23 protein-coding genes and 1 pseudogene are annotated in these 23009 nt (G+C 61.3%); 9 read left to right on the top strand and 15 right to left on the bottom strand.

Translation table 11 applies throughout. The features are described 5' to 3' along the window. Positions 1-5 precede the first annotated feature (5 nt). Both lpxE and leuB read right to left on the bottom strand, forming a co-directional pair. On the bottom strand, positions 6-758 hold the full coding sequence (gene lpxE, locus CO655_RS01645; protein WP_176539201.1) for a lipid A 1-phosphatase LpxE: 753 nt from the start codon (positions 756-758) through the stop codon (positions 6-8). 206 nt (positions 759-964) lie between these two features. Beyond that, complete coding sequence (gene leuB / locus CO655_RS01640) at positions 965-2077, bottom strand: 3-isopropylmalate dehydrogenase (protein WP_097605989.1); 1113 nt, start codon at positions 2075-2077, stop codon at positions 965-967. Between the two features lie 168 nt (positions 2078-2245). Between leuB and CO655_RS01635 the strand changes: the two genes are divergently transcribed. After that, positions 2246-3178, top strand: coding sequence for a pyridoxal-phosphate dependent enzyme (locus CO655_RS01635; RefSeq protein WP_097605817.1), 933 nt, complete (start codon positions 2246-2248; stop codon positions 3176-3178). Positions 3179-3337: 159 nt separating this feature from the next. On the opposite strand, the gene leuD is transcribed toward CO655_RS01635, so the two are convergent. From leuD to CO655_RS01620, 3 genes are all read right to left on the bottom strand, one after another. After that, positions 3338-3946 (bottom strand): 3-isopropylmalate dehydratase small subunit, encoded by a 609-nt coding sequence (leuD, locus tag CO655_RS01630; RefSeq protein WP_097663578.1) that lies wholly within the window; start codon positions 3944-3946, stop codon positions 3338-3340. A 237-nt stretch (positions 3947-4183) separates the two neighbouring features. Then, positions 4184-4606, bottom strand: coding sequence for a glyoxalase/bleomycin resistance/extradiol dioxygenase family protein (locus CO655_RS01625; RefSeq protein ID WP_097605819.1), 423 nt, complete (start codon positions 4604-4606; stop codon positions 4184-4186). A gap of 107 nt (positions 4607-4713) precedes the next feature. Continuing rightward, a complete protein-coding gene (locus CO655_RS01620; protein ID WP_010028885.1) occupies positions 4714-4947 on the bottom strand; it encodes a hypothetical protein in 234 nt (77 codons plus the stop codon). A gap of 113 nt (positions 4948-5060) precedes the next feature. Between CO655_RS01620 and CO655_RS01615 the strand changes: the two genes are divergently transcribed. Both CO655_RS01615 and CO655_RS01610 read left to right on the top strand, forming a co-directional pair. Next, positions 5061-5966 (top strand): CoA ester lyase, encoded by a 906-nt coding sequence (locus tag CO655_RS01615; protein ID WP_097663577.1) that lies wholly within the window; start codon positions 5061-5063, stop codon positions 5964-5966. Then, entirely contained in the window at positions 5966-6172 is a 207-nt protein-coding gene (locus tag CO655_RS01610) for a DUF1737 domain-containing protein (protein WP_009996762.1), read from the top strand. The genes CO655_RS01615 and CO655_RS01610 overlap by 1 nt, the downstream gene beginning before the upstream one ends. Before the next feature lie 22 nt (positions 6173-6194). Here CO655_RS01610 and CO655_RS01605 read toward each other — a convergent pair whose 3' ends face one another. After that, positions 6195-6632: a metallopeptidase family protein gene (locus CO655_RS01605; protein ID WP_008528622.1), complete on the bottom strand. Its 438-nt coding sequence runs from the start codon at positions 6630-6632 to the stop codon at positions 6195-6197. 163 nt (positions 6633-6795) lie between these two features. On the opposite strand from CO655_RS01605, the gene CO655_RS34210 reads away from it, so the two are divergent. The 5 genes and pseudogenes from CO655_RS34210 to bfr all read left to right on the top strand — a co-directional run bounded on the left by CO655_RS34210 (position 6796) and on the right by bfr (position 13616). Further along, entirely contained in the window at positions 6796-7740 is a 945-nt protein-coding gene (locus CO655_RS34210) for a hypothetical protein (protein ID WP_245423740.1), read from the top strand. Then, positions 7652-9199 carry a DNA polymerase Y family protein gene (locus CO655_RS01600; RefSeq protein ID WP_280953060.1) on the top strand — a complete coding sequence of 516 codons (1548 nt, stop codon included), beginning with the start codon at positions 7652-7654 and terminating at the stop codon, positions 9197-9199. Before CO655_RS34210 ends, CO655_RS01600 begins: the two co-directional genes overlap by 89 nt. Continuing rightward, positions 9196-12645 (top strand): error-prone DNA polymerase, encoded by a 3450-nt coding sequence (locus CO655_RS01595; protein WP_097663576.1) that lies wholly within the window; start codon positions 9196-9198, stop codon positions 12643-12645. Before CO655_RS01600 ends, CO655_RS01595 begins: the two co-directional genes overlap by 4 nt. Before the next feature lie 120 nt (positions 12646-12765). Then, positions 12766-13165, top strand: a pseudogene (locus CO655_RS01590) ((2Fe-2S)-binding protein). After that, entirely contained in the window at positions 13131-13616 is a 486-nt protein-coding gene (gene bfr, locus CO655_RS01585; RefSeq protein ID WP_064683952.1) for a bacterioferritin, read from the top strand. Before CO655_RS01590 ends, bfr begins: the two are co-directional and overlap by 35 nt. Positions 13617-13682: 66 nt before the next feature. Here bfr and CO655_RS01580 read toward each other — a convergent pair whose 3' ends face one another. The 6 genes from CO655_RS01580 to rsfS form a co-directional block, all read right to left on the bottom strand. Beyond that, positions 13683-14216, bottom strand: coding sequence for an RNA pyrophosphohydrolase (locus CO655_RS01580; protein ID WP_097605824.1), 534 nt, complete (start codon positions 14214-14216; stop codon positions 13683-13685). 24 nt (positions 14217-14240) lie between these two features. Then, the gene (locus tag CO655_RS01575; protein WP_097605825.1) at positions 14241-15431 is read right to left on the bottom strand and encodes a divergent polysaccharide deacetylase family protein; all 1191 of its coding nucleotides are present in this window, start codon (positions 15429-15431) and stop codon (positions 14241-14243) included. Between the two features lie 77 nt (positions 15432-15508). Beyond that, positions 15509-16831 (bottom strand): S41 family peptidase, encoded by a 1323-nt coding sequence (locus CO655_RS01570; RefSeq protein ID WP_003543943.1) that lies wholly within the window; start codon positions 16829-16831, stop codon positions 15509-15511. Continuing rightward, entirely contained in the window at positions 16821-18221 is a 1401-nt protein-coding gene (locus CO655_RS01565) for a murein hydrolase activator EnvC (protein ID WP_097663575.1), read from the bottom strand. The genes CO655_RS01570 and CO655_RS01565 overlap by 11 nt, the downstream gene beginning before the upstream one ends. Before the next feature lie 182 nt (positions 18222-18403). Then, positions 18404-18886 carry a 23S rRNA (pseudouridine(1915)-N(3))-methyltransferase RlmH gene (gene rlmH / locus CO655_RS01560; RefSeq protein ID WP_096769794.1) on the bottom strand — a complete coding sequence of 161 codons (483 nt, stop codon included), beginning with the start codon at positions 18884-18886 and terminating at the stop codon, positions 18404-18406. Positions 18887-19007: 121 nt separating this feature from the next. Next, positions 19008-19451, bottom strand: a complete 444-nt coding sequence (gene rsfS, locus CO655_RS01555; RefSeq protein ID WP_064683947.1) for a ribosome silencing factor — start codon at positions 19449-19451, stop codon at positions 19008-19010. Between the two features lie 210 nt (positions 19452-19661). Here rsfS and CO655_RS01550 point away from each other — a divergent pair, with 210 nt between their 5' ends. Continuing rightward, a complete protein-coding gene (locus tag CO655_RS01550; protein WP_010031295.1) occupies positions 19662-20039 on the top strand; it encodes a winged helix-turn-helix domain-containing protein in 378 nt (125 codons plus the stop codon). Positions 20040-20118: 79 nt separating this feature from the next. On the opposite strand, the gene modC is transcribed toward CO655_RS01550, so the two are convergent. From modC to modA, 3 genes are all read right to left on the bottom strand, one after another. Continuing rightward, a complete protein-coding gene (gene modC, locus CO655_RS01545) occupies positions 20119-21216 on the bottom strand; it encodes a molybdenum ABC transporter ATP-binding protein (protein WP_097663574.1) in 1098 nt (365 codons plus the stop codon). Beyond that, on the bottom strand, positions 21213-21914 hold the full coding sequence (gene modB / locus CO655_RS01540; RefSeq protein WP_097583129.1) for a molybdate ABC transporter permease subunit: 702 nt from the start codon (positions 21912-21914) through the stop codon (positions 21213-21215). The genes modC and modB overlap by 4 nt, the downstream gene beginning before the upstream one ends. A 225-nt stretch (positions 21915-22139) precedes the next feature. Next, a complete protein-coding gene (gene modA / locus CO655_RS01535; RefSeq protein WP_097663572.1) occupies positions 22140-22931 on the bottom strand; it encodes a molybdate ABC transporter substrate-binding protein in 792 nt (263 codons plus the stop codon). Between the last annotated feature and the right edge of the window lie 78 nt (positions 22932-23009).

Here is a 23009-nt window from a genome sequence, read left to right as displayed (position 1 = left end):
GGCGCTCACAAGGCGCCGGGCTTTTCCATGTCAGGGAAAAGGCGCTTGGCGAGCGGCCAGCCATCCGGCGCTAGTTTGAAGAGCAACCCGCAGCGGGCAAAGACGATCGCCATCAACAGCGAGAACCAGGCGCCGAAGGCAAGGCCGGCGATGACATCGCTCGGATAATGGGCGCCGACCATGACACGCGTCATGCCGAGCCAGATGGCGCAGGCGATGAAGGCAACGCGGTAGCGCGGAAACAGAAGCGCGAAGGCCGCGAAGAAAGCGCCGACCGTGGTGGAATGGCCGGAGGGAAAACTTTCGAAAGCGGAATGGCCCGAAAAGGGCGTGAAAGAAAACATGCCGTAATCGTGGAAGTGATCGGGGCGAGCCCTTCCGATCGCCCGCTTCAGGAGATTGGCGAGAAGCCCAGAGAACACGACGGTGGTGAAGAGATAGGCGCCGATCCAGCTTACATAGAGTGCCTGCGCCCTGGAGCGCGCCGTCTTCAGGAGCTTGTAACCCGCCCTGCCCTGGAAGAAGAGCAGGATGCTGGTAAGGATCAGCCAGGCGGAATCGCCGAAACCGGTCAGGAGCTCGCCAAGCTGCTTCACTGGAGCGGGAGGTTCGCTGGCGCCTATCGGCGCATCGAAGAGCAGCATGGAAAGGATCACGGCATTGATCGTGATAAAGAGGCAGGCCTGCCAGCGCAAAGGCGGCATGGCAGCGTCGCTTCGGCGCCAGCGCCTGTCCAGGGAAGTCCAAAATGCCCGCATGCCGTCGTCCGTTCGAATTGGCATGGCCGAAAATCGATCTCGGTTCTCGGTCATGCGCTCGTGAAATCCGGCGCAAAAATACACGAGATTGTGGCCGAGGATAGTCCGGCTCGGAGAATTCGACCAAGCGTTGCGGTCGCCGACTGCAGAAAAAGCAGCCCTCCGCGTGGGATGCGAAGGGCTGATACTGTTTCACGTGAAATATATCAGGCCGAAAGCGCCTTGAACTCGGCAAGGATCGCATCGCCCATCTCGACGGTGCCGACCTGCCTTGCGCCATCGGCCATGATGTCGCCGGTGCGGATGCCCTTGTCGAGCACGTTGGCAATCGCCTTTTCCAGGTCGTCGGCTTCCTTCACCATGTTGAAGGAGTAACGCAGGCACATGGCGAAAGAGGCGATCATGGCGATCGGATTGGCAATGCCCTTGCCGGCAATATCGGGGGCCGAGCCGTGCACCGGCTCGTAGAGCGCCTTGCGCTTGCCGGTCTTGCCGTCTGGCGCGCCGAGTGAGGCCGAGGGCAGCATGCCGAGCGAGCCGGTCAGCATGGCGGCGACGTCGGAGAGCATGTCGCCGAAGAGATTGTCGGTGACGATGACATCGAACTGCTTCGGCTGGCGCACCAGCTGCATGCCGCCGGCATCGGCCAGCATATGTTCGAGCTGGACGTCGGAATATTTCGCCTTGTGCGTCTCGGTCACCACCTGGTTCCAGAGCACGCCCGACTTCATGACGTTGCGCTTTTCCATGGAGCAGACCCGGTTCTGGCGCGTGCGGGCCATTTCGAAGGCGACGCCGGCGATGCGCTCGATCTCGTAGGTATCATAGACCTGCGTGTCGATGCCGCGCTTCTGGCCGTTGCCGAGATCGATGATCTCCTTCGGCTCGCCGAAATAGACGCCGCCGGTCAGCTCGCGGATGATCAGGATATCGAGGCCTTCGACCAGCTCCGGCTTCAGCGAGGAGGCCGAGGCGAGGGCCGGATAGCAAATGGCGGGACGCAGGTTCGCGAAGAGCTGCAGATCCTTGCGCAGGCGAAGCAGGCCGGCTTCCGGACGCACTTCATACGGCACGCTATCCCATTTCGGGCCGCCGACGGCGCCGAACAGAACGGCATCGGCGGCAAGCGCCTTCTGCATGTCGGCTTCCGAGATCGCCGCGCCATGGGCATCATAGGCAGAGCCGCCGACAAGGCCTTCGTCGGTGACAAAACCGGCATTCATCGTCTCGTTCATATAGGCGATGATCTTGCGGACCTCGCCCATGGCCTCGGGACCGATGCCGTCACCCGGCAGCAGGAAAAGATTGCGCGCTGTCATGAAGCCCTCCTGGAAAAACAAGCTGCGGCTTCTTAGCCCCCGGAAATGGGCATTTCAAGCGAGAGAAGGCCTGAATCGGTACGCTTCGCCGCCCGCCGCAATGGTTGCTCCTGGACCGGCAAACGGATTAGAACGGTCGCCACCCTTTTATTTCCCGGATATTCTCCCATGGCCTTTACACGTCTCCATCTCGACACGCCGCTGTTTCGGACCGCCCCCGACTACAGCGCCAGCGGCAAGCCTCTCTGGCTGAAGCTCGATGCGCTGCAGCCCTCCGGCAGCTTTAAGCTGCGCGGCGTCGGCCGGCTTTGCCAGCACGAGGTGGAAAATGGCGCGCGCGAGATCTTCTGCGCTTCCGGCGGCAATGCCGGCATTGCCGCGGCCTATGCCGGCCGGGCGCTCGGCGTGCCGGTGACGATCGTCGTGCCGGAGACGACGGCAGCCGATGTTCGGCAGACGATTGCGGCAACCGGCGCCAATGTCCTCGTGCACGGCGCCGTTTTCGACGAAGCCAATGCCCACGCGGTCGAACTCGCTCGCAGCCGCAAGGCAAGCTATGTGCATCCTTTCGATCATCCGCTTCTGTGGGATGGTCATGCGACGCTGATCGACGAGGTGGTGGCGAAGGGTGCGGAATTCGACTGCGTCGTCACCAGTGTCGGCGGCGGCGGGCTGCTTGCCGGCATCGTCGAGGGGCTGAAGAGAAACGGGCTGCCCGACGTGCCCGTCATTGCCGTCGAAACCGAAGGGGCGGCTTCACTGCATGAAAGCCTCAAGGCAAATGAGCGCATTACGCTGCCTGCCATCACCTCGATCGCCACTTCGCTCGGCGCGCGGCAGGTGGCGCAGCATGTCTTCGACCTGCCGAAACAGCACCCGATCGAAAGCGTTCTTGTCAGCGATGCCGATGCCGTTGCCGCCTGCCTGAAATTTGCCGATGCGCAGCGCATTCTGGTCGAGCCGGCCTGCGGTGCCGCCCTTGCCGCTGCCGATGTGCATGCCGGGCTGCTTGCGCGCTTCGACAATCCGCTGATCGAAGTCTGCGGCGGCATCGGCGTGTCGCTGGAAAAGCTGAGGCTCTGGAAAGAGAAGTTTCTCTGATCTCTAAAGCGCGTTCTTTCGGATTCGCTCCTTGCGCTTTAGGTTCTTTGTTGAAGCATGTCGTTGCCGCAAAACCGCTGCACACTTTTGCGCGACATGCTTCGACCAAAGAAAAAGCCGGGCGAAAGCCCGGCTTGATCGATCGTCATTCGTTCGGGCTCAGGCAGCCCAAGGATGCACAGAGGCGTTCTTCTTTTCGAATTCGTCGATCGCCTTGCCCTTTTCCAGCGTCAGGCCGATATCGTCGAGGCCGTTCAGCAGGCAGTGGCGCTTGAACTCGTCGAGATCGAATTTGATCGAGCCGCCGTCGGGGCCGGTGATTTCCAGGTTTTCCAGGTCGATCGTCAGGATGGCGTTGGAGCCGCGTGAGGCGTCGTCCATCAGCTTGTCGAGGTTTTCCTGGCTGACCTTGATCGGCAGGATGCCGTTCTTGAAGCAGTTGTTGTAGAAAATGTCGGCGAAGCTGGTGGAGATCACGCAGCGGATGCCGAAATCGAGCAGCGCCCAGGGAGCGTGTTCGCGCGAGGAACCGCAGCCGAAATTGTCGCCGGCGACGAGGATCTTGGCATCACGATAGGCCGGCTTGTTCAGCACGAAATCGGGATTTTCCGAGCCGTCTTCGTTATAACGGGCTTCGGCGAAAAGGCCGGTGCCGAGGCCGGTGCGCTTGATGGTCTTCAGATAATCCTTCGGAATGATCATGTCGGTGTCGATGTTGACGACCGGCAGGGGCGCCGCAACGCCCGTGAGCTTCACGAATTTATCCATGACCCATGCTCCACTTCAGCAAATGTACTTTCCTGAATGTGCATCTAGTCCAGTTTTCCGCCGAAATGAAGGAGAATCTTTCTAAAGCGCGTCGCGATCTTTCAGATTCGCTCCTTGCGCTTTTAGGTCTTTGTTTTGACGCATGTCGTTATCGCAAAGCCGCCGCACACTTTTGCGCGACATGCTCTAAATCGCGGCCGCGCGACGTTTCGCGCGGCCCGAAGAGTGCGTGCGTTCTTACTTGGTCGGGGCGTTCAGGCCCCAAAGCACGCCGAAAGGATCGCGAAGCTGGCCGTAGCGGTCGCCCCAGAACATCAGTTCGATCGGCATGACGACTTCGGCGCCGGCGGCCACCGCGCGCTCCCACCAGAAATCGATATCGTCGATGATCAGCTGGATGGCGAAGCCTTCATGGCCTTTGAAGGGATGGCCATATTCGGGATAGGCATCCGCCAGCATGAGCGAGCTGCCGTTGATATAGAGATGAATATGCATGGTGCGGCCGCTCTCATCGACCGGCACCCGATGCGCCTCTTCGGCGCCGAAGGCCTTCTTGTAGAATTCCGCGGCTTTCACCGCGCCGTCGACCGTCAGATAGGGCAGCAGGCCATTCTTGACCGGCGGCATTTTAACCGGGTTGTTTTCCGTCGTCGTATCCATGCTCGTCCTCCATCGTGTTCAAGCGCCGGCTGAATGCCTGGCTGCTTAAAGACGTATCATGGACGCATGGTCCGACAATGTCGGTCGGTTTTTTTGAGCGACGCGGCTTAGAGATCGATGATCGTGCCGCGACCGTCGTTCCAGATGCGCATCTCGCGTTGGCCGTTGTTTGCCTTGGCGCGGACCGGAGCGGGCTTCATCTTCATCGAAAGGGCGCGGCCGACCATGAGCACGGTCAGGATGCCGCCGACGGCAAGCGTCACCGAAAAGGTGAGAAGCAGCATGGCGACAAAAACGGTGGCGCCGGCAAGCATGAAGAAGATGGAGCGAATGTTCTGCATGGGTTTGATACCTTTCTACAGAAAGGAATGTGGTCCTTCTTTTTTCTCTCTGCAAGGCAAGCATGGCTTTTTGTTGTCTTGCCGGGCTTTGCGAAGCTTGGCACTAATGAGTGATGAGCCGAACCATACCTCCCCGTTCCCTGCATCTGCGCCGCTCGGTGCTGAGCGTGCCCGCCATCAATCTCCGGGCGCTTGAAAAGAGCCATTCCCTTGATTGCGATGCGGTTATTTTCGACCTGGAGGATTCCGTCTCGCCCGAGAAGAAGGGGCAGGCGCGGGAAAATCTGCGCGGCTTTTTTGCCGGGCCGCCGCTTGAGGGCAAGGAGAGGATCATCCGCATCAATTCTTTGTCATCCGAATTCGGGGCGGCGGATCTCGATCTGGCCAAGGCGCTTTTGCCCGAAGCCGTTCTCCTGCCGAAGGTGGACGAGCCTGGTGATGTCACGGACATCAACGATCTGCTTGCCGATGCGGAGGCGCCGGAGGCGCTGCGCATCTGGGCGATGATCGAGACACCGCGCGGCGTGCTGAATGTCGGAGCGATCGCCGAAGCCGGCCGCACGCCGGGTGCAAGGCTCGATTGCCTCGTTGTCGGGCTTAATGACCTGCGCAAGGAAACGGGCGTGCTTCCCCAGCCGGGACGGAGCCATCTCGTGCCGTGGCTGATGCAGGTCGTCCTTGCGGTCAGAGCCTATGGGCTCGATGCGATCGACAGCGTCTTCAACGATTTTAAGGATGCCGAAGGCTTCGACGCCGAATGCGGCCAGGGCCGCGCCATGGGTTTTGCCGGCAAGATGCTGATCCATCCCTCGCAGATCGAGCCCGCGAACCGGCATTTCGGGCCGAGTGCGGAGGAGATTGCGGAAGCCGAGGCGGTCATATCAGCTTTTGCCGATCCTGACGCCAGGGGCCTCAACGTCATCAATGCCAATGGACGGATGATCGAACGGCTGCATCTTGTCCAGGCCGAGGCTCTGGTTCATAAAGCTCGCCTGATATCTGCAAGAAAGCCCGCCTGATGAAACTCTACCGCTTCCTGACCGGTCCCGACGATGCTTCCTTCTGCCACAAGGTCACCGCCGCCCTCAACAAGGGCTGGTCGCTGGAGGGTTCGCCGACCTATGCCTTCAATGCCGCAACCGGCGCGATGCAGTGCGGCCAGGCCGTCGTCAAGACCGTCGAAGGCAAGGATTATGATCCGGAGATGAAACTCTCCGAGCAGTAAGACTTAATTCCAGGATAGACGCCTAACGCTCCGCGGCTTCCTCGGCGCTGGCCTCGATCCGCTCCATATCATCGTCGCTCAGCCCGAAATGGTGGCCGATCTCGTGGATCAGGACATGGGTGATGATATCGCCGAGCGTCTCGTCGTTCTCCGCCCAGTAATCGAGAATGGGGCGCCGGTAGAGGCGGATGCGGTTCGGCATTTCGCCGGTTTCCACCGTGAAACGTTCGGAAATGCCCCTGCCCTCGAAAAGGCCGAGCAGATCGAAAGGGGTTTCCAGCGCCATGTCCTCGAAAACGTCGTCATCGGGGAAGTCCTCGATCTCGATCGTGAGGTTGGTCGTCAGCTGGCGGAATTCATCCGGCAGATGGCTGTAGGCCTCCATGGCCAGCGACTCGAAGGTGCTGATCGTCGGCGCATGGCGGTCCCGCCAATCATCGCTCTGGTCTATGCGGGCCATGAATATTCCTTCCTTTGCGGGCCCATATAGAACCTTTATTGCCGATTTTCGAGTGCGGAATCAAAGGCAGGAATAAATTCATAGAAAATGATTGTTGACTCTTCATTAGCTCTCTGGAATCTATAAGAACATAACAGGAACAAGACGGATCGGAGTGAACGCCATGGCGCAGAACGCCCTGGCGCGCGAGCGGCTTTTTGCGCTCCGCGAAACCATTGCCAGACTGGAAGGAAAGCCCGCGCCGGCATTTGCGGCCGCGGAGCGGGAAGCCTTGGCGGAAGGACGCAAGACGCGCCAGGAGCGCATTCTGCCATCCCTGCCGTTCGGGCTGGAGCTTCTCGATCGGGCGCTGGAGGGCGGCCTGCCCCTCGATGCGATTACCGAATTCCGTTCCGCGCTGTCTCGCGACGCCGGCGCGGCAAGCGGACTGGCGATGGCTGTTGCCGCGCGGCTGCAGAAACAGGAATCAGATGCCGGCAGGCTGATGCCGCTGCTCTGGATCGGCGATGCAGTCGGTACGCTGGAGGCCGGCCGTCCCTATGCTCCCGGGCTTCGGGATTTCGGGTTGAGCCCTGAGCGATTTCTCCATGCCGCGCCGCGCAAGCTGGACGAAGCGCTCTGGCTGGCGGAGGCGGCGGTGGAAAGCGCTGCTTTCTCGGTCGTCATCCTCGAAGTGCGGGGCAACCCTGTGCATTTCGGCCTGACCGAAAGCCGCAGGCTCAGTCTCAGGGCGCATGCTGCCCGCCGTCCGCTCTTTGTCGTGCGGCAGGCAGGGGCGGAGGAGGCCAGCAGTGCGGCCTTGCGCCTGCATGTCGAACCGGGACCGTCTGCTCTGCGGCCGTTACCGGACGGATCGAAGCTTGCCGGCAGCATCGGCAATCCGATTTTCCGTCTCACGCTGGAGAAGAGCCGCAATCCGGCCCCGCTCTCCTTTCTCCTGGAGTGGAGCCCCCATGAACGCGAATTTTTCCCTGTCATCGAACCAAACCTCATTCGTCCTCCAGGCGAACAGTCAGCGCATTCTGGCGCTCAGCTTCCCGCATCTACCAACCGACCGTATCGCCCGCAGGCGATGGGGGCCCTCCTGGCGTTCGAAAGAGCGTCCTGAGGCGCCGGCCATCGTCTGTTCGGCCAAGCTCAACAATGCCATGCGGCTGACGGCACTGGACGAATTGGCCGAGCGGCTGGGGCTGAAGAAGGATCAGGGCGTTGCCGAGGTGCGCGCCATGTATCCGACGCTCGAGGTGGTGGAAGAAGATCCGGCCGCCGACCGCCGGCTGCTGGAAGCAATTGCCGACTGGTGCGACCGTTATACGCCTTTGGTGGCGTTCGACGGCAAGGACGGTCTGTTTCTCGACATTACCGGCTGCACGCATCTTTTCGGCGGTGAGAAGGCGCTTCTCAAGGATGTTCTGTCGCGGCTCTTTCATATGGGGATCGATGCGCGCGGCGCGATCTCATCGTCGCCGGGCCTTTCCTGGGCCGTGTCGCGTTTCGGGCAAAGCGGCGTGATCGGGGATGAGGAGACGGAGCGTGTGCTGATGTCTTTGCCGATCGCAGCCTTGCGGCTGCAAGGGCAAACCGTCGATGCGCTGAAGAAACTCGGCCTGAAATATATCGGCGACGTCATCAATGCGCCGCGGGCGCCGCTGACCCGCCGGTTCGGGCCGGAATTGCTTTTGCGTCTCGACCAGGCGCTAGGGCATGAAGAAGAACCGGTTTCGCCCCGTCGCCCCGTCGCCAGTCTTTCGGCCGAAAGCCGCCTGATCGAGCCCATCGGAACGGAGGAACAGATCCTTGCCGTCACCAGGCAAGTCGCCGTGTCGCTGCAGCCGTCGCTGGAGGCACGAGGCGCCGGCGGGCGGGTGTTCGAATTGGTTCTATTCCGCGTCGACGGCAGGGTCTTCCGTATTTCCGTCGGCGCTTCGCAACCGCTTCGCGAACCGAAATTTATCGCCGGGCTTTTTTCCGAACGACTGCAGGCGGTCTATGACGATCTCGATGCCGGCTATGGTTTCGAGATCGTGCGGCTGAATGTGTTGCAGCATGATCCCTTCAACGAAGCGCAGGCTGATTTCGAGGGCGATCGTCAGGGAGAAATCTCCCTTTCGGCTTTCGTCGACCGTGTCTCCGCCCGGCTGGGTGCGGATTGCCTGCAAAGCTTCCAACTCCGTGAGAGCCATGTGCCGGAACGCGCCGTCATCGCAGTTCCGACGATGGATAAGCTTTCAAGACGGGGGAAGGCGGAACAGAGCGGTCCTCTCCCTTTCCGCGAAGAGCGTCCGTTGCGGCTTTTTGCAACGCCGGAGCCTGTCGAGACCGTACTCGCCGAAGTGCCGGATGGCCCGCCGCAGATCTTCCGCTGGCGGCGCATGCAGCATCAAGTGGCAAAAAGCGAAGGTCCTGAGCGGATTGCCATGGAGTGGTGGATCGACGGAAGCGACGCGGAGGCGCGCGATTATTTCCGTATCGAGGACGAGGCCGGACATCGCTTCTGGATCTATCGTCGAGGTTTCTATGGTCAGGAGCTCGACCCTCGCTGGTTCATGCACGGGGTATTCGCATGAAGGCCGAACGTGCATTCTTCGAGATTGGCGCGAGGACGAATTTCTCGTTTCTCGAAGGCGCCTCCGGCCCCGAGGAGATGGTCGTACAGGCCGCCCATCTCCGGCTCGGCGGCCTCGGGATTGCGGACAGGAATTCGGTTGCCGGCGTGGTCAGGGCGCATGCGCAGGCGTTGCAGCTCGAGGAGAAGTACAAGAACAGACATGAGACGGATTTTCAGGCGAAGGAAGGCGAGGAAATCCTCGATCCGGTCAGGGTTCAGCCGGGTGCCCGTCTCGTCTTCTGCGATGATACGCCCGACATTCTCGCCTATCCCAGAAACCGCCGCGGTTGGGCAAATCTCTGCCGGCTTCTCAGCGCCGGCAATCTGAAGGAGGAAGCGGTCAAGGGAACCTGCATCCTGACGGAAGAAGAGCTCATGGAATGGGGAGACGAGATGATGCTTGCCCTCGTTCCGGATCGTACCCTTGTCGATCATCAGCAGGGCCAGTCGACGCTGGAAGATTGTCTGGAGCGGTTTCGCAGACGGTTCCGCAAGGCTTTTTTTATGGCGTTGGCGCCGGCCTATGACGGCCGCGATAGGCAGGTCTTTGCGGTGCTTGCCATGCTTGCCGCCCGAAATCGCGTGCCGTTGATTGCCACCAACCAGCCACTTTACCACCATCCTGAACGCCGGCCGCTTTCGGATGTCGTGATCGCGATCCGGGAGCATGTGCAGATATCGCAAGCCGGATTCCTGCTGGCACCGAATGCCGAGCGCTACCTCAAGGATTCACGTGAAATGGTCCGGATCTTCCGGGACTATCCTGGTGCGATCGAAAATACGCAGACCTTTTTCGGGAAGTTGACCTTTTCACTGAAGGAACTGGAGCATAATTATCCGCCTGAAAACGATCCTGGCGAAACGCCGCAGGAGACCCTCGAGAGACTGACAAGGGCGGGGGCGGCAAAGCGCTATCCCGAGGGGATTCCGGCCAAAGTTGCGCCGCAGATCGAGTATGAACTCGATCTCATCGGAAAGAAGAACTACGCCTCCTACTTCCTGACGGTTCACAGGATCATCCAACACGCCCGTTATGACCTCAAGGTCTTGTGCCAGGGGCGCGGATCGGCGGCAAATTCGGTCATCTGCTATTGTCTCGAAATAACGGAAGTTGACCCTCAAAAGAGCACGCTGCTCTTCGACCGCTTCATTTCGATGGATCGCGACGAACCGCCGGATATCGACGTCGATTTCGAACATGACCGGCGTGAAGAGGTCATCCAGTGCATCTACAAAAACTACAAGAGAGAACATGCCGGGCTGACGGCAGGGGTTACCACCTACCGCACCCGTTCGGCCGGCCGCGAGGTCGCCAAGGCCTTCGGCCTGTCGGAGGATGTTCAGTCGGCGATCAGCAGCCTCGTCTGGGGTTGGTCGGAGGACAATCTTTCCGAGAGGGATGCCAAGGCGGCCGGTCTCGACGTCAAGGATCCGGTGACCCGGAATGTGCTGAAATATGCCTCCGAGCTTCTCGGCTTCCCGCGCCACCTCACCCAGCATGTCGGCGGCTTCGTCATCACACGGGACCGGCTCGACGAGGTCGTGCCGATCATGAAGACGGCGATGCCGGATCGCTACATGATCGAATGGGACAAGGACGATCTCGACAACGTCAAGATCCTTAAAGTGGATGTGCTGGCGCTCGGCATGCTGACCTGCCTGCGGAAGGCCTTTTCGCTGCTTGAACTGCATTATGATGTCAAGAAGACGCTCGCAGACCTCGGCAACAGGGAGCATGGGGACGAGGGCAAACCGGTCTATGAGATGATGGGCCGGGCCGATACGCTTGGCGTCTTCCAGATTGAAAGCCGGGCGCAGATGAGCATGCTGCCGCGCCTGAAGCCGAAGATATTCTACGACCTCGTCATCGAGGTGGCGATCGTCCGGCCGGGGCCGATCCAGGGCGATATGGTCCATCCCTATCTGAAACGCCGAGAACAGCGCGCCAGGAACATCCCGATCGAATATCCGAGCAAGGAGCTGGAAGCGGTCCTCGAAAGAACCCTCGGCGTGCCCCTGTTTCAGGAGCAGGCGATGCAGATCGCGATCACCGCTGCAGGCTTCAGGCCGGCAGAGGCCGACAAACTTCGCAGGGCGATGGCGACATTCAAGCGAACCGGTACGATCGGCGATTTCGAGAAGCGCTTCATCGAGGGAATGGTCTCAAAGGATTACGATCCCGAGTTCGCAAAACAATGTTTCAATCAGATCAAAGGTTTCGGTGAGTACGGCTTTCCGGAAAGCCATGCCGCTTCCTTCGCGCTGCTGGTTTATGCCTCTTCATGGCTCAAGGCCTATTATCCCGATGTCTTCTGCGCGGCGATGCTGAACTCCCAGCCGATGGGATTCTATGCGCCGGCCCAGCTGGTGCGGGATGCGCGCGAGCATGGAGTAAAGATCCTGCCGGTCGACATCAATGAATCGGACTGGGATTGTACCCTTGAGGAGGCTGCCTTCGACCGGAAGGCCGTCGATTTCCGGCATGGCGAGATGCGCGGGATCATCAAGACCCGGCATGCGGTGCGGCTGGGTTTCCGGCAGATCAAGGGTCTCTCGCCGGACGATATGAAACGGCTCGTCGACAATCGCGGTCAAGGATACAGTACGGTGCGTGATCTCTGGCTGCGGTCCGGCCTGCAGAAATCGGTCATCGAGCGGCTGGCGGATGCGGATGCGTTCCGATCCATTCATCTGTCACGGCGCGAAGCGCTTTGGGCTGTGCGGGCACTGGATGTGAAGAGTGCAGCCGAAGAACTGCCCCTTTTCGAACAGGTCCGTCATGTCGACCTTCAGCCAGAACCCGCGGCGGTGCTGCCGGATATGCTGCCGGGAGAGCAGGTGATCGAGGACTATCGTTATCTCTCCCTGTCGCTGAAAGCGCATCCGGTCTCCTTCCTGCGCGAGGAGTTCCGGAAGATCGGCATCACTCGCAATGTCGATCTTCTCAGAGTGCCGAACGGAAAGAGGGTGACGATCGCCGGGCTGGTGCTCGTGCGCCAGCGGCCGGGTTCGGCCAAGGGCGTGATCTTCATGACGCTGGAGGATGAGACCGGGGTCGCCAATGCGATCGTCTGGAACAAGGTATTCGACAAATACCGGGCGATCGTCATGGGGGCTCGGCTCGTAAAAATCCGCGGCAGGCTGCAAAGCCATAGCGGCGTGATCCATACGGTCGTCGAGCATATCGAGGACATGACACCGGCGCTCGGCATCCTGCAACGCGAGGCGCGCCGTTTCGGCGCCTGCGAGCGTTCGGACGAGGTGCTGAGACCGGGAGGCGACCAACGGCAGATCGCCGACGCGCGGAAGGGGGCGGAATTGGAAAAACGGGTGCTGGCCGCAGGCCGCCATGCGGGCGTGGCGGAAACCGCCGAAGTCATGCCGCGCGGGCGGAATTTTCATTGACGTGCGCCGCGCCGGTCGAAATCATCCGGACATGCCTTCATTGTGTGTGGGCGTTACCGCCCGGAATCGCCCCCATAATTTAGATAATCTGCAACAAGCGTTGCCCATCGCTGCTGCCCGATGGGGCCGGACTCGAATTTTTTCTTGACAGCCACCATCTTCTTTAGCAGAAAACACGATAGTCAGTGTCATGTTTGGAAATGAAGACGTGCTTGTCTGCAGCTGCAATTATATAACCGACAAGGAAATCCGGGAGGTTATCACCAACCTTCTCGACGAAGACTGTTGGCAGCTTATCGTGCCTGCGAAGGTCTACCACGCGATGGAAAAACGCGGCCGTTGCTGCGGCTGCTTCCCCAATGTGGTCGATATCATTATCCAGACGACCGAGGAATATCACGCCCGTCGCCACTCGACGGAGACCGAAATATTTGATTTCATGTCACGCTTGAAACAATTCCATGAGGAAAACAGGAGAGCGGACATTGAAAGGCGACAAAAAGGTCATCGAGCGGCTTAACGAGGCACTGTTCCTCGAGCTCGGCGCGGTCAATCAATATTGGGTTCATTATCGGCTTCTCGAGGACTGGGGCTACACCAAGCTCGCCAAGAAGGAGCGTGCCGAATCCATCGAAGAGATGCACCATGCCGACAGGCTTGTCGCGCGCATCATCTTCCTCGAAGGCCATCCCAACCTGCAGACACTGGCGCCTCTGCGCATCGGCCAGAACGTCAAGGAAGTGCTGGAAGCCGATCTTGCCGGCGAATATGACGCCCGCACGGCCTACAAGAAGTCGCGTGATATCTGTCACGAGGCCGGCGACTACGTTTCCATGAAACTTTTCGAAGAACTGCTGGCGGATGAGGAAGGCCATATCGACTTCCTCGAAACGCAGATCGATCTGCTCGAGAAAATCGGTGAGAGCAAATACGGCCAGCTCAACGCCGATTCCGCCAACGAAGCCGAATAATTCGGATAGGAACGCCGGCCGCTCCGCGCGGCCGGCATCTCACACCTGCGAGCCGCAAACGGGCGCTCAGTCTTCGGCCTGCAGCGCTGCCAGATGCCGGAACTCGGCGATCACTTGGTCATAGACGGCGCGCTTGAAGGGGACGATCAGACCGGGCAGCTCCTGCATCGGCTTCCATTCCCAGGCGTCGAATTCCGGCTCATGGCCGCCCGGCGGCGGGTTGATGGCGATCTCGCTTTCGTCGCCCTCGAAGCGGAAGGCGAACCAGCGCTGTGTCTGGCCGCGGAATTTCCCTTTCAGTCCGATGCCGATCAGCGCCGGCGGCAGATCATAGTTGATCCAATCTCTTGCTTCGGCAAGCAGGGTCACCGTTCTGATCCCGGTTTCCTCATAGAGCTCACGATAGGCGGCGTCCAAGGGATCCTCGCCCTTGTCGATGCCACCCTGGGGCATCTGCCACAGCTGCGGCGAGCCGTCATATTCGGAATTGCCGTCGGGGATCCGTCGCCCGGCCCAGACCAGGCCATCGCGGTTCAGGATCATGACGCCGACGCAGGGACGGTAGGGCAGATCCTCGGCTTTCACGGTCGCCTGGCTCATCTTCTTCTCCGTTCAGGAATTATCTCAGGGGCTTCTCGGGTCGTTGGAAAGCGCCGCGACGCCGACGATCTCGATGCCGCGCATGGACGCTTCCTCGCTCCATTTGGCGATGGCGTCGACGCTTTCGTCGAAAGCCGAGGCGATGCCGATCGCCTGGCCATTCTTGCGGGCGATGCGTTCGAGCTCGTCGAGCTTCTTCAGGATGGCGCTGATATCGACCTGGCCGTCGAGCTGCAGGTCGGCAAAGGCATAAGGCAGTTCGGTGCCCTTGGCGACCGTCGCCGTTTTCGACTGTGCCGACGTGCCGTCGTCGAGGAAGAGCAGGCCGCGTTTGCCGATATCACGCATGACAGGTTCCATGGCGGCGGGGTCGGAGAGGAAACGGCCGCCGAGATAGTTCATGATGCCGGTGTAATTGGTGATCTCACCCATCGCCTTGTGCAGGTTCTCGATGTTGCGGGCCACCGGCTTCGAGGTCAGCAGGGTCTCCGGACCGGGATCATTGGCCGGATAATCAAATGGCTCGAGCGGGACCTGCAGAAGAATCTCGTGGCCGCCGCGGCGGGCTTCCTGCATCCAGCGCTGCAGGCTGTTGCCGCTTGCGGCAAAGGCGAGGGTGATTTCCTCCGGCAATTCGGCGATGGCGCGCTGCGTCCCCGTCTGGCTGAGCCCAAGGCCGCTGACGACGATGGCAATGCGGATCCCGCGTGCGCCGGATGAGGGGCGGGCATATTGGTCCATCGGCCGCCGGCCGTCGGGGCCGACGATCGGCAGCCTGCCAAACGCGGTGTCTTCGAGCAGCGCTTCATTGGGCTGGGCTGCCATGCGCGGATCCTGGCCGATCTGCATGGCATCGACCAGCACCGGCCCGCTGCCGTCGCGCGGGCGGGGACTGTATTTGGTGACGACGGAGCCATCGCCGGTGATCATCTGTTCGACATTGGCGCCCGAGCGTGGATCGGCGCGGGGCATTCCGTCCACCGCCTGGTCGGCAGCGGTCGTTGGCGGTTTGCCGGACGCTTGGGTTGCGGCCTGTTCGGCCGCCGGCGGTTTGGCGCGCTCCAGCCCGTCGCCCCGAAAGGCGGTATAGAGAGAAAAGCCGCCTATCGCGAAAAGGCACAGGCTGGCTGCAATGCGGCCGAGGCGCAGCACGCCAGGACGCCGGCTGGCGGTTTTGCGGTTGCGCCCCAAAGGCGCATGCAGGTCCGTTCCCAATTTTCTCGCCCGCTCCAAAACCGGGAAACAGCATAAAGGGTCAAGGCCGGGCGAGTGCCCGGCCTTGCGACGATCGATTACTTGGCGACGACGGCCTTGTCAGGGTTCGGCGGGAAGGCCGGATCGGTCTTCTTGCCGCGCAGAAGGTCGAGCGCGTAGTTCAGCTGAACGTCATCCTTCGGATCCGGCGGCACGTAGGCAACGGAGCCCGAACCTTCATCGGTTTCGCTCTGGCCCTTGATGTGGCCGCGCAGGCTGGATTCGCCTTCGGTCACCATCTTGCCCTGCAGTTCTTCCGGCAGCGGCTCTTCGACCTTGATGTCAGGCGTGATGCCGGTGCCCTGGATCGAGCGGCCCGACGGTGTGTAGTAAAGTGCCGTGGTCAAGCGCAGCGCGCCGTTCTCGCCAAGCGGGATAATCGTCTGGACGGAACCCTTGCCGAAGGAACGGGTGCCGAGAACGGTGGCGCGGCGCAGATCCTGAAGCGCGCCGGCAACGATTTCCGATGCGGAGGCCGAACCGCCGTTGATCAGCACGATGACCGGCTTGCCGTCGGTCAGGTCGCCCGGGCCGGCGTTGAAGCGGCGGGTTTCATCCGGATTGCGGCCGCGGGTCGAGACGACCTCGCCGCGCTGTAGCAGCGCGTCGGAGACATTGATCGCCTGGTCGAGCAGGCCGCCCGGGTTGAGGCGCAGGTCGAGGACGTAACCCTTCAGCTTGTCGGCCGGAACGGTGTCCTTGATCTTCTTGATCGCCTTTTCCATGTCGGGATAGGTCTTCTCGGTGAAGGAGATGATGCGGAGGTAACCGACATCGTCCTCGACGCGCGATTTGACCGCCTGGACGGCGACGACGTCACGGACGATCGTCAGCTCGATCGGCTTGTCGGCGCCCTTGCGGATCAGCGTCAGCTTGATCGGCGTGTTGACGGCGCCACGCATCTTCTCGACCGCGTCTTCCAGCTTCAGGCCGCGCACGGACTGTCCGTCGATCTCGGAGATGTAGTCGCCGGCGAGAACGCCGGCCTTGGCGGCGGGCGTATCGTCGATCGGGGTGATGACCTTGACGAGCTCGTCTTCCATCGTGACTTCGATGCCGAGGCCGCCGAACTCACCCTTGGTCTGGGTGCGCATGTCCTCGGCGTCCTTCGCATTCATATAGCTCGAATGCGGATCGAGCGAGGAAAGCATGCCGTTGATGGCATTCTCGATCAGCTTGTCTTCGGCCGGCGGCGTGACGTACTGCGCACGCACACGTTCGAAGACATCGCCAAATACCGAGAGTTCCTTGTATGTAGAGGATCCGGCCGCTTCTGCCGGCACACCTGCCGAGTAAATGACGCTCATCGCGGTCGCACCCATCAATGCGCCGACCAGAACAAGAGAAGCCCTACGAATCATTGCGTGCCTTTCCAGTGTCCTTGGCGGTCCACCACGGTCGGGAATCGACCGGTTTACCGTCTTTTCGAAATTCAATGTAAAGCGTTGGCCGGTCCGTTTCCAGCGCCAATGCAGTTGCGCTTGCCACTCTTTTCGCTCCCATCACGGCGAGCGGCTCGCCGGAGAAAACGAACTTTCCCTGACGGGTATTGATCGTATCCATTCCCGAGAGAACCAGATGATATCCATCGCCCGCGTCGAGAATGATCATCTGGCCGTAACTGCGGAAAGCGCCGGCGAAAACCACCAGGCCGTCCGCAGGCGCCGTCACCACTGTCTCCGGGTTGGTGGCGACCGTCATGCCCATGGCTTCGTGGCCGGTGCCGTCGGCATCGCCGAACTGGCGCAGGATATCGCCTGCCACCGGCAGCTCCAATTTGGCCTTCAATTCTCCGAAGGGATATGCGGGCGCAATGCGGTTTTTATCGGGCACGCCGCTCTCGGCCAGAGCCTTGGCCTGAGCCCGCTGCTCGTCCGTCAGGAGCTTGCGGTTCTCCTCGGCCTGGCGGGCGGCGGCAGCCGCGTCGCGCACCGAAGCGATCTCGGATTCCATGGAGGCGACGAGGCCTTCGAGGCTGGTCGCCTTGCCCGCCAGCTCCTCCGAACGTTTCCTTTCGGCCTGTAGTTCGGCGGCGCTGCTGCGGCTGAGCTTGTCGTTTTCGGCAAGCAGCAGGTCCATGCGCCGCTCTTCCTCGATGCTATCGGTCATCGTCGCCGTCAGGCCGGCCTTCTCGGCCGCACTTGCCGTCTGCAGCGCGGCGAGGCTTGCAAGATCTGCGGCGAGCTTGTCGGTTTCCTTGCGGATGCCGGGCACGACGGCGCCGAGCAGGATGGCGCTGCGCACGGAAGCGAGCGCGTCATCGGGAGTGACCAGCAAAGCCGGAGGCGGGTTGCGGCCCATGCGCTGGAGTGCGGCCAATACCTCGGCCAGCAAGCCGCGGCGCTCGTGCAGCGAACGGCGGATGCCATCCTCTTTGACGCCGAGATCGGCCAGCTTCTTCTCGCTTTCGAGGATCTGCTTCTCGAGCCCCTTGCGGCGGGCGGCGGATTCGATCAGCGCCTGGCGGATGCTCTGCGTGCTTTTTTCCAGATTGGCGATGCTTTGCTGGAGTTCGCTCACCTTGTCCGAGGAAAGGTTGATCGATTTCGACAGGGTTTCGAGCTCGGCGCGGGTCTGATCGCGTTTGGCGGCAAGATCAGCGGCCGGATCGGGCGGCGGCTCGGTTGCCGGCGGCTGCGCTGCAGATTGTGCCGCCTCCGGCGCGGCTTCCTGGGCCCGGACGGTGAAGGTGTTTGCGGACACGACGACGACGGCGACACCAAAACCGGCCGCAAGTGCCGGCAGAATCATGCGGTGTCGCCTGGTTGGTGTCGTCGTCATGCGTGTCGGGGCACTCTCTCAAAATCGCGCGGAGACTAAGCTGATTTGGCACGCTTTGCCAGAAAGTTTGCAAGCGAACGGCCGGCCACGCGAAACACGGCTGCGTGACAATGCGACGCATCGTCAAAGACTTGAGTTCCACGTGGAACATTTCAGACGCGGTGATAGGGATGGCCGGACAGGATGGTGACGGCGCGATAGAGCTGCTCGGCGATCAGCGTGCGGACGAGCTGGTGCGGCCAGGTCATTTTGCCCAGGCAGAGCGTGGCGTCGGCGCGATCGTAGAGCGCGGGATCGAGGCCGTCGGCGCCGCCGATTGCGATCATCAGCTCGCGTTTGCCCTGGTCGCGATAGGCGCCGAGCAGATTTGCGAAGGCTTCGCTGTCGAGCGCCTTGCCGCGTTCGTCGAGAAGAATAAGGACGCTGCCTTCGGCAAGCGATTTCAACAGCATCGCCGCCTCCTCGCGTTTGCGGGTCTCCGCATTGGAAGCGCGGCTTTCGGCAACCTCGGCGATACGGGCAAGTTCGAGGCCGACCGCAGGGCCGGCCTTGGCGAAACGATCAAAATAACGGGCCGCAAGATCCTTTTCGGGGCCGGATTTCAGCCGTCCCACCGCAAAAAGACCAACGCGCATTCACCCGCTCCCGCTCATGAGGCATTGACGACGCACAAAGCGCGCCCACCGGCCGGCTCACGATGTTTCCCAGCCAGTCAATGCCACGTCTCAGGCGCCGGTCAGAATGCCGGACCGCCTGTCAGTGCCGTGTTTCTTCATCCATATCGGGAGCCGCCCACATCTTTTCGATGTTGTAGAACTCTCGGATTTCAGGACGGAACACATGCACGATAATGTCACCGGTGTCGATCAGGATCCAGTCGCCGCCCTCCTGACCTTCGACGCGGGCCGTACCGAAGCCTTCGTCCTTAAGATCGGTGAGCAGGTGGTCCGAGATCGCCATGACATGCCTGTTCGAGCGGCCGGAGACGACGATCATGTAGTCTCCCAGCGCCGATTTTCCGGCAATGTCGATGGTGACGATATCTTCGGCTTTGGAGTCCTCGAGGCTGGCGAGGACGGCTTCTAGGGCGCGGGCAGCGGCATCGGCGCCACGTTCTGCGCTCTTCGGGAGAACGGCGAGCGTTTTTCCCTTGGCGTGTACTGTTGTCAGTGCTTTCCCTTTCCTGGAATGACAAGCCATGCACAACACGAGATCCGATCACGACCGGATCATGGTTAAGATAGGCATCAAACCATTAATGTTTCAAGACGTGCTAACGTACGGAGCGGCGGAAAATCCGATCTGGCGACCGAATTGAACTATATTGCTGCCCTCGCTGCTTGTCCGGGCGGTGTACAGTTTCCAGGGCGCAGCGTAAAGTGCCGGAAATTCCACCATCTGCAGATTCGAATGACCGATCCGGCCGCAAAAACACTCGTTCCCATCTTGCGAATCAGCTTCCCGGATGAGGATCGGCTCGGACGCGGCAAGATGGAGCTGCTGGAGCACATCCGCGCGACCGGATCGATCTCCGCAGCCGGGCGGGCGATGGATATGTCCTATCGCCGCGCATGGCTGCTGGTCAGCGAGATGAACCGGATGTTCTGCGAACAGGTGGTGGAATCACAACGCGGCGGCCAGAAGGGCGGCGGTGCGGCGCTGACGCCGTTCGGCGAGCAACTGCTGGCGCGGTTTCGCCGGATGGAAAGCATTTTGCAAGCGAGCCTTGCCGAGGACCTTGCCTGGCTCGAGGCAAAGCGCAACCCGCGGCGGGATGGGCACGGCTAAGCCTCTAGAGCATGATGCCGAAAAGTGTGAGCGGTTTTCGGACGACATCATGCTCTAAACCTTTAATTTAGAACAGGATTCAGATTTTAGGCCGACTAGGCCTAAAATCATCCTGTTCTAGGGCAACCGTCTTGATGACGGCGAAGACGGTCTTGCCGGGTCGAAGGTCGAGGCGCTCGCAGGAGAGCGCGGTGACGCGCGAGAGGATGCTATCGCCGCCGCAGTCGAGCCGGATTTCAACCGTTCCGTCCGTATCCTGAAATAACTGTTCGATCCTGCCTTCGACAATGTTGAGGGCACTGAGCCCCTCCGGTCTTGCCGTCGCCAGCATGACGTCGCGCGACGGGATGCGGATACGGACCGGACTGCCGGGCGCGAGTGCCGCGCCGGGAATATGCAGCCGGCCGGATTTGAGGGCGACGGTCGAGAGACGATGACGCGCGTCGAAGGTTTCGACGATGCCTTGCAGCAGCGCGCCCGCTTCTTTCCGGTCGAAGGCGGCAGAGGCGCGGCTCAAAATGTCGACGGCCGGGCCAACCGCCTCCACCCTGCCATCGCGCATGACCACCACTTTGTTTGCGAGCTGCGCCACCTCGGCGATCGAATGGCTGACATAGACGATCGGGATTTCGGTCTGATCCCGCAATCGCTCGAGATAGGGCAGGATCTCTGCCTTGCGCGCCTCGTCGAGGGCGGCCAGCGGCTCGTCCATCAACAGCAGCCGGGGCGAGCAGAGAAGGGCGCGGCCGATCGCGACCCGCTGCTTCTCGCCGCCGGAAAGTTTGGCGGGGCTGCGATCCAGCAGCGTCTCGATGCCGAGCAGGTCGACGACGTGATCGAAGCTCTCGCCGCGTGCAGGTCTTGGCGCGAACCAGCGGCCGTAGGAAAGATTGGCGCGGACGCTGAGATGCGGGAACAGCCGCGCCTCCTGGAAGACATAACCGAAATGACGGCGGTGTTTCGGAACGAAGCGGCCGGCTTTGGTTTCGGTCAGGGTTTCGCCGTCAAGGATAACGCGGCCCTCGTCCGGACGGGCGAGGCCGGCGATGATGCGGATCAGTGAGGTCTTGCCGGAGCCGGAGCGTCCGAACAGCGCGGTCACGCCGCCTTCGGATGTGAAGGCGGCGTCGAGAAGAAAGGCGCCGAGCCTGTGTTTTGCCTCGACGATCAACGTCATTCCGGATCAATCCTTCGGCCGGCGAAACGCGCGAGGAACTCGGAGGCGAGCAGGGCGGTCATGGAAATGATGACGGCGACCAGCGTCAGGCGCAGCGCGCCGGCATCGCCGCCGGGCACCTGGGTAAAGGTGTAGATGGCGGACGACAAGGTCTGGGTCTCGCCGGGAATGTTGGAGACGAAGGTGATCGTTGCGCCGAATTCGCCCATCGCCTTGGCGAAGGAAAGGATCATGCCGGTGATGATGCCGGGCAGGGTCAGTGGCAGCGTCACCGTCAGAAAGACCAGGATCGGGCCGGCCCCCAGCGTTCCGGCGGCCTCCTCGAGCTTGCGGTCGACCGCCTCGATCGACAGGCGGATGCTGCGCACCATCAGCGGAAAGGCCATGACGGCGCAGGCGAGTGCCGCACCCGTCCAGCGGAAGGAAAAGACGATGCCGAAATACTGGTCGAGCAGGCTGCCGATCGGGCCACGGCGGCCGAAGAGGATGAGGAGAAGAAAACCGGTGACGACGGGGGGCAGGATCAGCGGCAGGTGAACGATGCCGTTCAGCACCGACTTGCCCCAGAAACGGCCGCGGGCAAGCAGCAAAGCGACCAGGATGCCGAGGGGCAGGCTCGCCAGCATGGCGACCACCGAGACGCGCAGGCTGAGCAGGATCGCAGTCCATTCTTCATCGCTCAGGCCGAACATATCCAAACGCAGTTGTCTCCCTGGAAAATCCGGTGTCACCCGATTGCCCCTCATCCGCCTGCCGGCACCTTCTCCCCGCTTGCGGGGCGAAGGGGAGCAGCCGCAACCCTTCCGTCCCTCGCCAACGTTTCGCTGGGCACGTCCCCTCGCCCCGTTTACGGGGAGAGGGTTAGGGTGAGGGGCAGCTTAACGCTAAGCTGTCACCATCGATTCCGCAATCAATTCAGCCCATCATTTCAAGACAGTAAATCCCTGCGCCGTGAAGAAGCCGGCTGCCTTATCGGATTTCAGGAAGTCGAGATAGGCTGCGGCGTCCGGGTTCTTGCTCTCGGCAAGAATGGCGACCGGATAGATGATCGGCGGGTGGGAATCGGCCGGGAAGGTGCCGACGATGGCGACACCCTTATCGGCTGTCGCGTCGGTCTGGTAGACGATGCCATAGGGCGCCTCGCCGCGGGAGACCAGGGCAAGGGCGGCGCGCACGCTTTCGGCGCCGGCGACCTTGGTTTCGACCGATGTCCAAACGCCGAGCTTGTCGAGCGCGGCCATGGCGTATTTGCCGGCCGGAACCGATTTCGGCTCACCCATGGCCAGCTTGCCGTCACCGAGCAGACCGGCAAGATCGAAGCCCTGCTTGATCTCGACCGGCTTGGCCTTGTCCTTTTCGGCAACGAGCACGATCCGGTTTCCAAGCAGGTTGGTGCGGCTGTCGGCCTTGATCAGGTTCTTCTTGGCGACGTAATCCATCCAGTCGGGGTCGGCCGAGATGAAGATATCGGCAGGGGCCGCGTTTTCGATCTGTTTGGCGAGCGCGCCGCTTGCCGCATAGGAGGCGACGGCTTCCTTGCCGTTCTCCTTGGCCCAGGCGGCATTGGCGGCATCGAGCGCGTCCTTGAGGCTTGCTGCGGCAAAGACGGTCAGCTTTTCGGCGGCTTCTGCCGGTGTCGGCAGCGTTGCCGCGCCAAGCCAGAGAGCCGCGATCGCGGCGGTTGCCAGTTTCATCCATTGGCGGCGGTTCTGCATGATTCTATCCCAGGATTCGAAATATCTTGACGAATATAACGACACCGCGGTTTTGGCCAGGGATATATCCACGGAAAT

This window comes from Rhizobium sp. M1, from assembly GCF_002531805.1.
Taxonomy (GTDB): domain Bacteria; phylum Pseudomonadota; class Alphaproteobacteria; order Rhizobiales; family Rhizobiaceae; genus Rhizobium; species Rhizobium etli_C.
The sequence above is the reverse complement of the archived record's forward strand: the minus strand, read 5'-3'. Positions and strand labels throughout refer to the sequence as shown.